This is a genomic window from Neobacillus terrisolis, assembly GCF_051233475.1.
Classification (GTDB): Bacteria; Bacillota; Bacilli; order Bacillales; family Cytobacillaceae; genus Bacillus_BU.
In genome coordinates, this window is the sequence record NZ_JBKFGH010000018.1 from 15,383 (window position 1) to 30,576 (window position 15,194).

Annotated in this window: 12 protein-coding genes; 1 reads left to right on the forward strand and 11 read right to left on the reverse strand. The window is 41.4% G+C overall.

Annotated elements, in window-relative coordinates; all coding sequences use genetic code 11:
• Positions 1-1,184: 1,184 nt before the first annotated feature.
• From gndA to mce, 5 genes are all read right to left on the reverse strand, one after another.
• The gene (gene gndA, locus ACI48O_RS12030) at positions 1,185-2,597 is read right to left on the reverse strand and encodes an NADP-dependent phosphogluconate dehydrogenase (RefSeq protein ID WP_435562060.1); all 1,413 of its coding nucleotides are present in this window, start codon (positions 2,595-2,597) and stop codon (positions 1,185-1,187) included.
• Between the two features lie 128 nt (positions 2,598-2,725).
• Positions 2,726-4,003, reverse strand: a complete 1,278-nt coding sequence (locus tag ACI48O_RS12035; protein ID WP_435562061.1) for a DNA polymerase IV — start codon at positions 4,001-4,003, stop codon at positions 2,726-2,728.
• A gap of 79 nt (positions 4,004-4,082) precedes the next feature.
• The gene (locus ACI48O_RS12040) at positions 4,083-5,207 is read right to left on the reverse strand and encodes a M20/M25/M40 family metallo-hydrolase (protein ID WP_435562062.1); all 1,125 of its coding nucleotides are present in this window, start codon (positions 5,205-5,207) and stop codon (positions 4,083-4,085) included.
• A 153-nt stretch (positions 5,208-5,360) separates the two neighbouring features.
• On the reverse strand, positions 5,361-6,944 hold the full coding sequence (locus tag ACI48O_RS12045) for an acyl-CoA carboxylase subunit beta (protein WP_435562063.1): 1,584 nt from the start codon (positions 6,942-6,944) through the stop codon (positions 5,361-5,363).
• Entirely contained in the window at positions 6,925-7,323 is a 399-nt protein-coding gene (gene mce / locus ACI48O_RS12050; RefSeq protein ID WP_435562064.1) for a methylmalonyl-CoA epimerase, read from the reverse strand. The genes ACI48O_RS12045 and mce overlap by 20 nt, the downstream gene beginning before the upstream one ends.
• Before the next feature lie 153 nt (positions 7,324-7,476).
• On the opposite strand from mce, the gene prli42 reads away from it, so the two are divergent.
• The gene (prli42, locus tag ACI48O_RS12055) at positions 7,477-7,572 is read left to right on the forward strand and encodes a stressosome-associated protein Prli42 (RefSeq protein WP_435562065.1); all 96 of its coding nucleotides are present in this window, start codon (positions 7,477-7,479) and stop codon (positions 7,570-7,572) included.
• A 42-nt stretch (positions 7,573-7,614) separates the two neighbouring features.
• On the opposite strand, the gene ACI48O_RS12060 is transcribed toward prli42, so the two are convergent.
• From ACI48O_RS12060 to ACI48O_RS12085, 6 genes are all read right to left on the reverse strand, one after another.
• Positions 7,615-8,127: a L,D-transpeptidase gene (locus tag ACI48O_RS12060; RefSeq protein WP_435562066.1), complete on the reverse strand. Its 513-nt coding sequence runs from the start codon at positions 8,125-8,127 to the stop codon at positions 7,615-7,617.
• A 26-nt stretch (positions 8,128-8,153) separates the two neighbouring features.
• Positions 8,154-9,149: an aromatic acid exporter family protein gene (locus tag ACI48O_RS12065; protein WP_435562067.1), complete on the reverse strand. Its 996-nt coding sequence runs from the start codon at positions 9,147-9,149 to the stop codon at positions 8,154-8,156.
• A 368-nt stretch (positions 9,150-9,517) separates the two neighbouring features.
• The gene (locus tag ACI48O_RS12070; protein WP_435562068.1) at positions 9,518-9,955 is read right to left on the reverse strand and encodes a BrxA/BrxB family bacilliredoxin; all 438 of its coding nucleotides are present in this window, start codon (positions 9,953-9,955) and stop codon (positions 9,518-9,520) included.
• Between the two features lie 137 nt (positions 9,956-10,092).
• Complete coding sequence (gene meaB / locus ACI48O_RS12075) at positions 10,093-11,175, reverse strand: methylmalonyl Co-A mutase-associated GTPase MeaB (RefSeq protein WP_435562069.1); 1,083 nt, start codon at positions 11,173-11,175, stop codon at positions 10,093-10,095.
• Positions 11,175-13,364 (reverse strand): methylmalonyl-CoA mutase, encoded by a 2,190-nt coding sequence (scpA, locus tag ACI48O_RS12080; RefSeq protein ID WP_435562070.1) that lies wholly within the window; start codon positions 13,362-13,364, stop codon positions 11,175-11,177. The genes meaB and scpA overlap by 1 nt, the downstream gene beginning before the upstream one ends.
• A complete protein-coding gene (locus ACI48O_RS12085) occupies positions 13,364-15,190 on the reverse strand; it encodes a methylmalonyl-CoA mutase family protein (protein WP_435562071.1) in 1,827 nt (608 codons plus the stop codon). The genes scpA and ACI48O_RS12085 overlap by 1 nt, the downstream gene beginning before the upstream one ends.
• Positions 15,191-15,194: the final 4 nt, after the last annotated feature.

A 15,194-nucleotide genomic window follows, 5' to 3' on the forward strand; every position in this document is an offset into this window, starting at 1 on the left:
TGCGGGTCTTTTATTTAGAAAAAGGATGACCTCACAATCAAGAAAATGTCCTTAAGCAGGGATTTCAAGGACAAAAGGGCTTCCTTTACTTATAGAAATGTCCTTGAGCGTGACTCTCAAGGACAAAACTTACTCCGGCACACATAAAAATGTCCTTGAGACGGGCTCTCAAGGACAAAAAGTCTTCCAACACTCATGAAAATGTCCTTGAGCCCGGCTCTCAAGGACAAAACTTCCTCCAGCACACATAAAAATGTCCTTGAGCGTGGCTCTCAAGGACAAAACTTCCTCCGACACACATGAAAATGTCCTTAAGCGCGGCTCTCAAGGACAAAACTTCCTCCGACACTCATGAAAATGTCCTTAAGCGCGGCTCTCAAGGACAAAACTTCCTCCGACACTCATGAAAATGTCCTTGAGCCCGGCTCTCAAGGACAAAACTTCCTCCGACACTCATGAAAATGTCCTTAAGCGCGGCTCTCAAGGACAAAACTTCCTCCGACACTCATGAAAATGTCCTTGAGCGTGGCTCTCAAGGACAAAACTTCCTCCGACACTCATGAAAATGTCCTTGAGCAAGCCTCTCAAGGACAAAAGAGCCTCCGGCACTCATAAAAATGTCCTTGAGCCCGGCTCTCAAGGACAAAACTTCCTCCGACACACATGAAAATGTCCTTAAGCGCGGCTCTCAAGGACAAAACTTCCTCCGACACACATGAAAATGTCCTTGAGACGGGCTCTCAAGGACAAAACTTCCTCCGACACTCATGAAAATGTCCTTGAGACGGGCTCTCAAGGACAAAACTTACTCCGGCACTCATAAAAATGTCCTTGAGCCCGGCTTTCAAGGACAAAACTTCTTCCGGCACTCATAAAAATATCCTTGAGACGGGCTCTCAAGGACAAAAGTTCTCTCGGAACCCATGAAAATGTCCTTGAGACGGGCTCTCAAGGACAAAACTTACTCCGACACCCATGAAAATGTCCTTAAGCGCGGCTCTCAAGGACAAAACTTCCTCCGACACTCATCAAAAATGTCCTTGAGCCCGGCTCTCAAGGACAAATCTTACTCCGGCACACATAAAAATGTCCTTGAGCCCGGCTTTCAAGGACAAAACTTCTTCCAGCACACATAAAAATGTCCTTGAGCGAGGCTCAAGGACAAATGCTCTTCCCTAACTTATTTATTTTTCCATCCACTCGGTGTGGAAAATTCCTTCTTTATCAATGCGTTGGTACGTATGAGCACCAAAATAATCACGTTGAGCCTGAAGAAGATTCGCAGGTAAAGTGGCCATTCTGTAGCTGTCATAATAGGACAATGCCGCAGAGAAACATGGTACTGGAATTCCGTTTTGAACTGCCAAACCAATGATCTCACGAAGCGCACTTTGGTAACCTTCAATAATTTCTTTGAAATAAGGATCCAGCAATAAGTTCTTTAGGCCTGGATCGCGATCATATGCATCCTTAATTTTTTGCAGGAATTGAGCACGAATAATACATCCACCTCGGAAGATCATCGCAATATCACCGTACTGTAGATCCCAATTATATTCATCCGATGCTGCGCGCATTTGAGCAAAACCTTGAGCATAGGAGCAGATTTTACTCATATACAATGCCTTGCGGACTGCTTCAATAAAAGCCTGCTTATCGCCCGTAAACGGTTTTGTCTCAGGACCAGTTAACAATTTGCTTGCCTGCACTCGTTCATCCTTCATCGCAGAAATAAACCGGGCAAAGACAGATTCCGTAATGATTGGAAGCGGAACTCCTAAATCTAAAGCACTTTGACTTGTCCATTTTCCTGTTCCCTTTTGACCAGCTGTATCAAGGATCAAATCAACAAGTGGCTTTCCAGTTTCCTCATCCATCTTTGTGAAAATATCAGCCGTAATTTCAATTAAATAACTGTCAAGCTCTCCTTTATTCCACTCTGAAAAAACAGAATGAAACTCAGCTGCACTTAGGCCTAATACATGCTTTAGCAAGAAGTATGCTTCAGAGATTAATTGCATATCCCCATATTCAATGCCATTGTGAACCATTTTAACATAATGACCCGCTCCATCTGGACCGATATAGGTTGTACAAGCTTCACCATCAACTTTTGCTGAGATCGCTTCAAAGATCGGTGCAACGAGTTCATGTGCTTCCTTTTGACCGCCAGGCATAATCGAAGGTCCGCGTAACGCTCCCTCTTCCCCGCCGGATACCCCAGTACCGATGAAATGGATACCAAGAGCACTTAATTCCTGATTACGGCGCTGAGTATCCACAAAGAAAGTATTTCCACCGTCAATGACGATATCACCTTTATCAAGCAACGGCTTTAACAGCTCAATCGTAGCATCTGTAGCCGCACCTGCTTTAACCATTAGCAAAATTTTTCGAGGCTTTTCTAATGAATCAACAAATTCCTCAATTGTATATGTAGCAACAATATTTTTCCCAACCGTTTCAGCTAACATCTCATCTGTTTTTTCACGAGAACGATTATATACTGAAACCGTAAATCCTCTACTTTCAATGTTCATTGCGAGGTTTTTTCCCATCACAGCTAAACCAATCACGCCAATTTGTTGTTTATTCATGATCTAACGTCCCTTCTAGCACAATATCCGATAAAAAATGTATCTTTAATACTTTAGCAAGATTCGACAATAGATTCAACTATTTGCATTCCTATCTTTTTTAGTAAGGCTTAAGAAAAGGGGACGAACTACTCTTTTTTATCGCTTTTTTCCTGTTGTAGAAAGTCACGATTAAAACTGGTATCAGTCCCGATTAATGGCTTCCCGTTACGGTCTGCTTCCAAATCCCCTGCTTTTTCAATAACATGTTTGCCGAATTTCTCTCGAAGCTTTTCCAACGTTTGATACAACGGTTCGTTTTTCGCCTCTTTTTCATAGGAAAACAAATCAAGCTGTTTAACAGCTTCATCTTGTTCAGCCAGGTCCGTACCGGTTACCCCGAGCAGTCTTATCGCTTCACCATTCCAATGCTTTAAAAAAAGCTGTTTAGCCACTTGATTGATCTCCTCCGGAGTTCGCACAGGATTGACCAGTTTTTTGCTTCGAGTAAACGTCTTTCTATCTTTATAGCGGATCGTTATACTAATCGTTTGTGCAAATACCTTCTTCCGCTTTAGTCGGTGAGCGACTTTCTCTACCAGACTTTCAATAACTTGTAATAGCTGATGTTGATTCGAAATATCCTTAGCTAAAGTAGTTGAATTTCCAATACTTTTAAAATCATAAACAGAATCCGGATTAACGGGCCGGTTATCGATACCATTAGCTCGATTCTTCAATCTTAAACCGTTAATTCCCAATAATGCCTTTAATTGAATCTCATTTGCTTCAGCTAAATTGCCGATCGTGTTGATTCCTAATGGAGCTAATTTCTCCGCTGTTTTTTTGCCGACCCCATGCATTTCTGCTACTGGCATTGGCCACAGAACAAACGGAATATCCCGCTTTCTTAAAATGGTAATTCCTAAAGGCTTTTTCATATCGGAAGCCATTTTGGCAAGAAATTTATTAGGGGCAATCCCAATACTGCAAGGAAGCTGATAGTCTTGGAGCAGCGTCTTTTGAATGGATTGAGCAAGATCAAGAGGAGCTCCGAGTTCATAACAATCGGTAATATCCATATAGCCTTCATCAATCGAAACAGGCTCTACTAATGAGGTATAGCTGCGCAGAACCTCAAACATCTTGATGGAGGCCTCACGATAGCGGTCAAAATTAGGCTTCTTAACAATCAGCTGTGGGCAGAGCTTTTTGGCTTCCCATAATGGCATAGTGGTCTTTACACCAAATCTTCTAGCTTCATAGCTGCATGTGACAATAATTCCCCGTCTTTCTTCAACATTTCCAGCGATGGCCAGTGGTTTTCCTTTTAGGGACGGATCATGTGCCATTTCAACAGAAGCATAGAAGCTGTTCATATCAACATGTAGGATTACTCTGCCATTTTTCGGGTACATTTCCTTCACAAAAGCCACCTCTGCTTTGCTCGTTTCTATTGTTAAGTATAACAAAAAGAGAGCGAAACCTCGCTCTCCTTAGTCCAATTTAATTTCCTGCCACTTCTTCAATAATGGCAACTGTCATTTCAGCCAATTTATTTAGTTCTTCAATAGACATCCGCTCGTTCGTTGTATGTATTTCCTCATAACCAACAGCGAGATTAACCGTTGGGATTCCAAACCCGGCAATCACGTTAGCATCACTGCCACCGCCACTGTGCAGCAACTCACAGCTTCGGCCAATCTTTGCAGCTGCCTTCCTGGCAACTTCAACCACATGATCCCCTGCACCGAATTTAAAGCCTGGATACATGACATCAATTTCAACCTCAGCAGTTCCGCCCATTTCTGCTGCAGCACCTTCAAATGCCTCTTTCATACTGTTGGCTTGCTTTTCCATTTTTTCCGGAATAAGCGAGCGGGCTTCTGCTAAAATATCAACGCGATCAGCAACAATATTGGTTTGCTTCCCGCCTTCAAATCGACCAATGTTCGCGGTTGTTTCTTCGTCAATTCTCCCAAGTGACATTCTTGATACAGCTTTTGCTGCAATCGTAATCGCAGAAATGCCTTTTTCAGGAGCTACACCTGCATGAGCCGTTTTCCCATGAATAATGGCGGTTATTTTTGCTTGCGTAGGCGCTGCAACAATTATATTTCCAACCTTCCCATCACTGTCCAACGCATAACCGTATTTTGCAGTAATAAGTTTTGGATCTAAGGCCTTGGCGCCATGTAAACCTGATTCTTCACCAACGGTAATGATAAATTCTATTTTTCCGTGTGGGATGTTTTGTTCTTTTAAAACACGAACTGTCTCAAGCATAACTGCCAAACCGGCTTTATCGTCAGCACCTAATATGGTTGTTCCGTCCGTCACGACATACCCGTCTTGGATGCTAGGCTTTACCCCTTTACCAGGTACAACGGTATCCATGTGGGATGTGAAGTAAATTGTGTCTACTCCTTCTTTTGTTCCCTGAAGTGTACAGATAAGGTTACCTGCGCCATGACCGGTAATCGAGGTTGTATCGTCTTCAAACACGTCGACTCCTAATTGGGTGAATTTTTCTTTTAACACCTTGGCGATTTCCGCCTCGAATCTTGTTTCAGAGTCAATTTGCACAAGTTCTAAAAATTCATTAAGTAAGCGCTCTTGATTAATAGCCATTTTGCTACCCCCATACTGTAGTAATTACTCTTAAGTATACCGTTAAGCGAATTAATCAAGCAAATAATTACAAATCCGTGAGGGAAAGTTCCTTTTATTAAAAAAAGCACAAACGAAGCCAGCGCTTCATTTGTGCTTTTTGGATTTTCCCTATTAAAGAGGAATATTTCCGTGTTTTTTCTTTGGTCTCTTTTCTTCTTTATTACGAAGCATGTCAAGAGCTTGAATCAATTTGATTCTTGTTTCACGAGGGTCGATTACATCATCAACCATACCGCGGCTTGCAGCAACGTATGGGTTCGCAAATTTCTCACGGTACTCTTCGATTTTTGCAGCACGAGTTGCTTCAGGGTCTGGACTGTTAGCAATCTCACGAGCAAAGATGATATTAGCAGCACCTTGAGGTCCCATAACCGCAATTTCCGCATTTGGCCATGCAAATACTAAATCCGCACCAATCGATTTACTATTTAATGCAACGTATGCACCGCCGTATGCTTTTCTTGTGATAACCGTTAATTTTGGAACAGTTGCTTCAGAATAAGCATAAAGGATCTTCGCACCGTGACGAATAATTCCACCGTGTTCTTGTTTAACGCCTGGGAAGAAGCCTGTTACATCCTCGAAAGTGATGATTGGAACATTGAACGAATCACACAAACGGATAAAGCGTGCTGCTTTATCGGATGAGTCGATATCAAGTCCGCCGGCCATAAACTTAGGCTGATTACATACTAACCCAACTGGTTCCCCTTTAATTCTTGCAAAACCAACTACGATGTTTTTAGCGAATTCTTTGTGTATTTCCATAAAAGATCCGGAATCTACAACCTGTTCTATAACAACACGTACGTCATAAGGCTTCGTCGCATTGATAGGAACAACCTCCGCTAAATCTGGACGATAATCATCTTCTTCAGTTGGCTCTAAGCGAGGTGGCATTTCATTACAGTTGCTAGGAAGATAGCTTAATACATCGCGAACAGCTTGAATAACCTCTTGTTCTGTTTCAGCATGATAATGGCAGTTACCGCTAATCGTACTATGTACTTTCGCTCCACCAAGATCTTCAGCACTGATTTTTTCTGCGGTAACGGTTTCAATTACCTTCGGTCCAGTAATAAACATTTGGCTTGTTTTATCAACCATAAATACAAAATCAGTAATCGCTGGTGAATAAACTGCTCCACCTGCGCAAGGTCCTAAAATAACGGAAACTTGCGGAATAACCCCAGAGTAAATTGAGTTACGGTAGAAAATTTGGCCGTAACCATCTAGAGAAACAACACCCTCTTGAATTCTCGCACCACCAGAATCGTTTAAGCCAACAAATGGTGCTCCGTTTTTCGCAGCAAGGTCCATAACATTAGCAATCTTCATTGCATGCATTTCGCCTAATGCACCGCCGAAAACGGTAAAATCTTGTGAGAATAAGTAAATAGGGCGTCCATTTACTTTACCATAACCAGTTACTACCCCATCACCAGGTCCTTTTACATTTTCAAGACCGAAATCATTGCTGCGGTGCTCGATAAATGCATTTAGTTCAACAAATGTTCCTGGGTCCACTAATAATTCGATTCTTTCTCTAGCTGTAAGCTTTCCTTTTTCGTGTTGCTTCGCGATGCGGGCGTCCCCACCGCCTAATTCAATTTCACGCTTTAAATCATAAAGCTCATAAATTTTTTCAAACATATCTGGTGTGTGAGCTACTTCTTTATTTTTCACAGAACTCATATAATACCCCTCCTGTAGATTTTGGATGCATAAATGCAACCTTTGTTCCATGTGCACCTGGTCTTGGCGCATTGTCTATCATTTTGATTCCTTTTTCATTCATATCCGCTATACGCGCTTCGATAGACTCTACCCCAAGAGCGATATGATGGATTCCTTCCCCCCGTTTTTCGATAAATTTTGCAATTGGACTGTCGTCAGATGTCGGTTCAAGCAGCTCTAATTTTGTCTCCCCTACATGTATAAAGGCTACTTTTACTCTTTGGCTTGGAACTTCCTCGATTCCTTCTAGATGCAAACCAAGAGTTTCCGTATAAAATGACACGTGATCCTCTAAAGATTTGACAGCGATCCCTATGTGATCGACTTTTTTCACCATTATCTCCCACCATACCTTCTTCAGAATAATATAATAATATAAAATATTCTACTAATTTGTCAAAAATCCTTCATAATTTATTCAGTTGTTGAAAATTGTTTTTTTTATTAAAATAAAAGAGCAGCATAGTCACTGTTGAGGAGGAGTTAAAAAATGAGAAATAAAAAGGCTAGAAAGATAATTGTGATGCTAATGCTCTTTTCAATGATTGCTTCTACCCTCCTATTAGGGCTTTCAAGATTCCTATAATCATTAAAAATAAGAGGCTGACTCATATGAGCCAGCCTCTTTTTAATGAATTGCTCCGTATTCTTTTGCTAATTGCTCAAAATTTTTTGGAGTGGTTAAAATTAAAATTTTGGTACCTAAGGGAATAAAATCGTATAAGGCTTCGATCGCTTGATTTTGCAGACGGATACAGCCATTGGAAACATATTTTCCAATCGACTCCGGCTGGTTTGTTCCATGAATCCCATAAATCCTTCCATCCGTATCATTGGCATCAAAGCCAATCCACCTTGTTCCGAGGGGATTGTTTGGATCCCCGCCGACAATATTTTTTTTTCGATAATAGGGATTAACGGCCTTAACAGTTACCGTAAACAGCCCTTCTGGTGTTAATTCACTTGTATAGCCTGTAGCAGCCCCTATGATGGTTTGAACACGATTCTCATCAATAAAAGCCACTTGATTGGTTTGTTTATTGACGATAATAAAGGGATCTCCAGGAATCGGATTAGGACCAAGCGGCCAAAGCGGAGAAAGCGAAAGTGCCAAAATAAAAGCAGAAATATACGAAACCATCGAATCACCTGCTTAAAGTCTTTTATCTAGTTTGTTTCATCCTTCGCCTTTCGATTCATCCGCTTACTGTTATTTAAACCTTTAAACGTACTTTTAATAATTAAATATCGTTCCATTTCATTTGTAAAATGTAATAATGCCGATCTTGCCTCAAATTCTTCCCTTGACTTTGGCATTTCCATATTCTCAAATTCTTGTTTCATACACATTAATTTATCTAAATAAATATAAGAGCTATTTCCTGGGTTAATTCCGTGAGCCAGTTCCTCAATAAAATCAGCAATCATTTCACGTTGAATAACCATTGGTTGAATGGTCGTTACGATTGGCAGAACCCGCTCGATAATTTCAAATTGCTTTTCTCTTATTCTGAAATAGTGGTAGTAAATATTTTCCTGTTTCAACAGCTGATTTTCGACACCTTTAAATGCTAAAATTTTTGCATATTCGATCATTTTTGCAACTTCAGTAATTTCCTTCCCGTCCCAATCCAGCTCATTTGTTCTCAAATAACGGGCAATTTCTAAAAAAATCTTTTTAAACTTATCCTCAATTTGCTGCTGGTACACATCCAATTTTGGCTCCACACTCGGCATATATAAGTTCATAACGAGCGCCACACCAATTCCAATTATGATAATTCCAAATTCATTGGTAAGAATAGCAGCAGTAACATTACCAGCGGCATAAATATGGAGGAGAATGACTGAACTCGTGACAATACCGTCTTGAGCCTTAAACATGACCACTGTAGGAATAAAAAATAAGAGCAGCATGCCGATTACAAGGGGATGATAGGTTATACCCTCGAAAAAGATAAAAGCAAACAGCATGGCGAGAAGACATGCTAAAAAACGATCCCAAGAAGCTCGCAACGACTTTCTTCTTGTTACTTGAATGCACAAAATGGTTAGTATCCCTGCAGACACATAATTTTCTAAACCAAATGCTTGGGCAAGAATAATCGAAAGTGCCGTTCCGACTGCAGTTTTGATTGTCCGATAGCCAATTTTAAATTCCATAAAATTTACTCCAAATTTCCTAGTTTAATAGATAGTGAATCATTTATCTTTCCCCTATTTTATCAAATCCCAATAATAGACAAAAGCAATTTGCGGCTAGGATTCTGTTAAGTCTTAAAAATAGGGAGAGGATAAACCTTTTAAAAAGGCTATGTTAAAGCCCAGTGTTGATTTTTTACACAATGTTGATTGGAGCGGAAGGCGCTTGACTCCTGCGGGAGCAGCGGGACAGTTGAGACCCCACAGGAGCCTTAGCTCCGAGGAGGCTCAACGCCAGCCCCGCGGAAAGCAAGCGCCTGAAGCGTAAATCAACAGTCAAGTTTAACAAGGCTTTTAAAAAAAGAAAAAGATGGGCAGGCCCCATCTTTTTATACTTCTTTACAATATTGTTCAAATACATTTTGTAGTTTTTGGACAACCTCCATTGGTCCAAAGCCTTCAATATCGTGGCGCTCGATCATCGTGCAAATTTTCCCGTCCTTTAATAAAGCAAAGGAAGGTGATGATGGTGGATAACCTGTAAAATACGAACGCGCTTTTTCCGTTGCTTCCTTATCCTGGCCGGCAAAAACGGTGACCAAATGATCCGGACGTTTATCATAATGAAGGGCATGCGCTGCTGCAGGACGCGCAACACCGCCAGCACAACCGCAAACAGAATTAATCATCACTAGCGTTGTGCCACTTTTAGCCAATGCTTCTTCAACTTCAGCAGAAGTTGTTAGCTCCTGATAGCCCGCTGCAACAATTTCTTGACGTGCCTGACGGACAACATCGTTCATGAAAAGGTTAAAATCGATATTCATCGTATCGCTCCTTGAATTTGTAGTTAGTAAGTTATCAACTATATTTATATGATACCAATACGAATGAATGGTTTCAAATAAACAGGTTTGACAAGACAAACACATTAAGGGCGATCCCACGTGGAATCACCCATTTTTTAGCCAAGATATGCTTTAAACAAGCTCTCCACCGCTGAAGTGACGGTGCGATCACCTGTAATAACCTCATTTTCAAGCTTTGGTAATAATAATTTAACATTAGGATGATGGAAAAAGCTTGCCTGGAGTTGATCGACAATCATTGAATACATCCATTCCTTAGTTTGGATACGACGTCTTGCATCAAAAACACCAGATTGCTTCGTTTGTTTTTCAAAATCATTAATGATCTTCCAAACACCATCGATTCCTTCGTAATAAAGAGCAGAACAAGTGGTCACCTGAGTAGGCCAGCCTTTTGTATATGGCTGAAGAAAATGAACAATTCGCTTATACTCTTCCCGTGTTTTTTCAGCTAATGGTTTGTTATTACCATCTGCCTTATTCACGACAATCGCATCAGCAAGCTCCATAATTCCCTTTTTCATTCCTTGAAGTTCGTCACCAGCACCGGTTAGAACAACAAGCATGAAAAAGTCAACCATATTGCGGACAACCACTTCACTTTGACCCACCCCAACCGTTTCGATTAAGATCACATCAAAACCTGCTGCTTCACAAACTAGCATTGTCTCCCGCGTTTTTCGATGGACCCCACCAAGCTTTCCTTCAGATGGAGAAGGACGGATAAAGGCACGGGGGTTATTGGCTAATTCACCCATTCGCGTTTTATCACCTAATATACTTCCTCCGCTAATGCTTGAACTTGGATCAACGGCCAATACTGCTACGCGATATCCTTGTTCACATAAATACGTTCCAAACGCTTCAATAAAAGTACTTTTCCCAGCGCCGGGAACACCGGTAATACCGATGCGGATAGACTTCCCGGAGTCTGGAAGGAGCTTTTGCAAAAGCTGCTGCCCCTTTTGAAAATGATGCTCTGCATTGCTTTCAATCAAGGTAATGGCCCGTGCAAGCAAGCCACGATCACCAGTACGAACGCCTTTTGCCAAATCTTCAATACTCAGCTCATTGGCACCTGACCGTTTCTTAAACCGTTTTTTCGGAGATGGGTCACCGTAAGGTAACCCATCCGAAAAACCAAGTTCATTTCTATCCGGATTTTTGTTTTCTTCCATTATTTTACCACTTCCTCGTAGCCCAAACGTTGGTAGATCTTTTCGATCACCTTTTGAGCTGCAACAGGAATGACTGTTCCAGGACCAAAGATTGCAGCGGCACCGTGCTCATATAAATACTCATAGTCTTGAGCTGGAATAACCCCGCCAATTACGACTAGAATATCTTCACGGCCAAGCTTCTTCAATTCCTCAACTAGTGCTGGTAACAGAGTTTTATGACCTGCAGCAAGTGAACTGAAGCCAACAACGTGAACGTCGTTTTCAACCGCTTGGCGAGCAGTTTCTTCTGGTGTTTGGAATAAAGGACCGATATCAACATCATATCCTAAATCCGCAAAGGCTGTGGAAATAACTTTAGCCCCACGGTCATGTCCGTCCTGACCTAGCTTAGCGACGAGGATACGTGGTCTTCTTCCTTCATTTTCAAGGAATTCTTCACACATTTGCTTAACTGTTGCAATTTCTTCCTCGTTCGAGAAGGCGGTGCTGTATACACCACTGATAGAACGGATAACAGCTTTATGACGTCCTGATGCCACTTCGATCGCATCAGAAATTTCGCCAAGTGATGCACGAGCGCGAGCTGCTTTAACAGCAAGGTCTAATAGATTGCCTTCACCAGTTTCTGCCGCACGTGTAATGGCAGCAAGTGCTTCTTGAACTGCATTTTCATCACGCGTTGCTCTTAAATGCTCTAATCTTTCAATTTGAGCTTTACGAACTGCTGTATTATCAACTTCTAAAATATCGATTTCTTCTTCTTTTTCAAGACGATATTTGTTCACACCAATAATGGTTTCTACACCAGAATCAATTTTCGCTTGTCTGCGTGCAGCTGCTTCCTCGATTCTCATTTTTGGCAGACCTGTTTCGATCGCTTTTGCCATACCGCCAAGATTTTCGATTTCTTCGATATGCTTCCATGCACGTTCAACTAATTGATTCGTAAGCGTCTCAACATAGTAAGAACCGCCCCAAGGATCGATAACATTCGTTACCCCTGCTTCTTCTTGTAAGAAGAGCTGAGTATTACGGGCAATCCGCGCCGAGAAATCAGTTGGAAGTGCAATTGCTTCATCCAACGCATTCGTATGAAGGGATTGTGTATGTCCCATTGTAGCTGCATGAGCTTCGATAAGCGTACGTGTAACGTTATTAAATGGATCCTGCTCTGTTAAACTCCATCCAGATGTTTGCGAATGCGTACGCAATGCAAGTGATTTATCGCTTTCCGGTAAGAAAGTTTTAATCATCTTTGCCCAGATTGTCCGAGCAGCGCGCATTTTAGCCACTTCCATGAAATAGTTCATGCCAATCGCCCAGAAGAACGAAAGTCGCGGCGCAAATTTATCAATTGGAATACCTGCCTTTAAGCCGGTTCTAACGTATTCAAGTCCATCTGCTAACGTATAAGCCAGCTCAATATCAGCTGGTGCTCCTGCTTCCTGCATGTGGTAACCAGAGATACTAATGCTATTAAACTTAGGCATATATTTGGATGTATATTCAAATATATCCGCAATGATTTTCATGGACATTTCAGGTGGATAAATATACGTATTACGAACCATGTATTCCTTTAAAATATCATTTTGGATCGTTCCAGACAGTTTTTCCTGGCTTACACCCTGCTCTTCTGCAGTCACGATATAAAACGCCATTACTGGTAAAACCGCACCATTCATCGTCATCGAAACAGACATTTGATCGAGCGGAATTCCGTCAAATAATGTTTTCATATCCAGGATTGAGTCGATGGCAACACCCGCTTTTCCAACATCCCCAACAACGCGTGGATGGTCGGAATCGTAGCCACGGTGGGTTGCTAAGTCAAACGCTACAGATAGTCCTTTTTGACCCATTGCAAGGTTTCGGCGGTAGAATGCATTACTTTCTTCAGCCGTTGAGAAACCAGCATATTGACGTACAGTCCATGGACGATTTACATACATCGTAGAGTATGGTCCACGTGTGAATGGGGCAATACCAGGCTTATCATCAAGATGTGTCATTCCTTCAAGATCTTCTTTAGAATAAAGCGGCTTCACTTTAATGTACTCGTTCGTTTCGAATAAAAGATCATCGATCGATTTCGAAACCTGTTCCTCCGCTTCAGCCTGCCATTGTTGTTTTGTTACCTCTTGATCTTTCAATATTTCGATATTCTTAAAATCTGGTTTATTCATTATGATTCCACCTCCATTTCAGCAAGTAGCTGTGCAAGAGTTTTATAGCAGTTACTTTTCACTGTAATAAATTCTTTGATTCCAGCTTCTGCCCATTGTGCTTCATTTTCAGGACTTCCCGCTAAGAAAAGATTTACAGATGGGTACTGAGCCTTTAATTTGGCAACAAATTGAGCGCCGATTTCATTATATTGATCATTGCTTCCACAAATACAGTAATGGCTGACAGGTGTGCCCTCAACAAATGCAACAGCCTCTTCAAAGGAATTAATCTCTTCACTTTTCACTGTTTTAACGCCTGCTGGAGCTACAAATCCTGTAATAAAGTCAGCGCGAGGTTTATGCTGTTTTAATGCACCCAGACAGATCAGACCAACGGCTGGTTCAACTTTTAATTGTTCGGCACGATTGCGAAGCGATTCATATGGCTGCGCCAATCTTTCTTGAGAAATCGGTTGAATGGCTCCTTCACCTTTCGCATCAGAAGCCTGTGCAACAGTTTGTAATGGTTGATCCTGAAGATTAGCATAAATATTTGTTCCAATAATACTTTGCTTTCGCGTAAAGATATCGTTTTGACGTTTTTCCTTAACAGCTGCAATTTGCTGTTGAAGCCAATTTGATTGCAGAGTAGAAACGATTCCGCCTTTTTCATCTATTTCTAAAAAGAGCGCCCATGCTTTTTCAGCTAGCTCATTCGTTAATGATTCGATATACCATGAGCCGCCGGCAGGATCGACCACATTTTTCAAATGTGCTTCCTCTTTTAAAATTAATTGAGTATTCCGGGCAATCCGATCAGAAAATGCAGTTGCATATTCTTCCGGCTCGTTAAATGTGCTGACATGCAGGTACTGGATTCCACCAAGAATGGCTGCGAACGCTTCATTTCCTGCTCTTAATAAATTGACGTACGGATCATACTTAGTTTTAGTAAAGCGAGAAGTTTCACCAGAAATCTCCAATTTTCGCAACTCAGGCGCAACTCCGTAAGCTTCTGTCAACTTGCTCCAAAGCAATCTTGCCGCACGCAATTTTGCTACTTCCATAAAGAAGTTGGAACCGATTGCAAATTTACAAACCAATTTTTCTAAGACGGTTTCAACACTAAGTCCCTGCTCAGTCAATCGTTGAACATGTTCAACACCTGTTGCTAAAGCAATAGCCAACTCTTGGACTGCATTGGCTCCACCATTATGATAAGGTGTGGTATCAACTAAAATGGTCTTTAGATTTGGAAGCTTTTCAGCTGCTTCACTAATTGTTTGTGCCCATTGATCATAGGCAAGCTCTTCAAGAGACCCTGAAGTTGCAACAAGTGAAATTGGATCCAACCCAATATAACCGGAAACTTCCGCAGACTCGCCATTTTCTTCTGCTAAACCTTGAATCAAGGATAAAAGGTCAGCTTGATATTGTTTAGCGTTGATACTAAACGGATAAGCAGCCAAAATTCCATTTAGGATTGCGGGAATTTCACGCAAAACATCCTTTGACAACTCAAACGAAATGGCTGTTTGCCCTTTTTGAAATGAAGTGACTAACACTTCTTTCATTTCATCAACATTTCCTGCAGGAATCGTTTGTGCTACCTTCCAATCATTTGTTGCATATCCAAGTGGATTAATTCCACGGCGGTAGTCCTCATATCCTGGAAACTCGGATACTATTTTGTTTTCTAGATCTTCTTTTGTATAAAGCGGCTTTAACCTGATTTCTTCGTATGTACTCTTAGATAGTGTTTCAACAGGCTTTCCTTTTAACGTTTCCTCGGCTTTTTGTTTCCACTCATCAACTGTTGCCGGTGGAAAAACTACGTTTAACATTTCA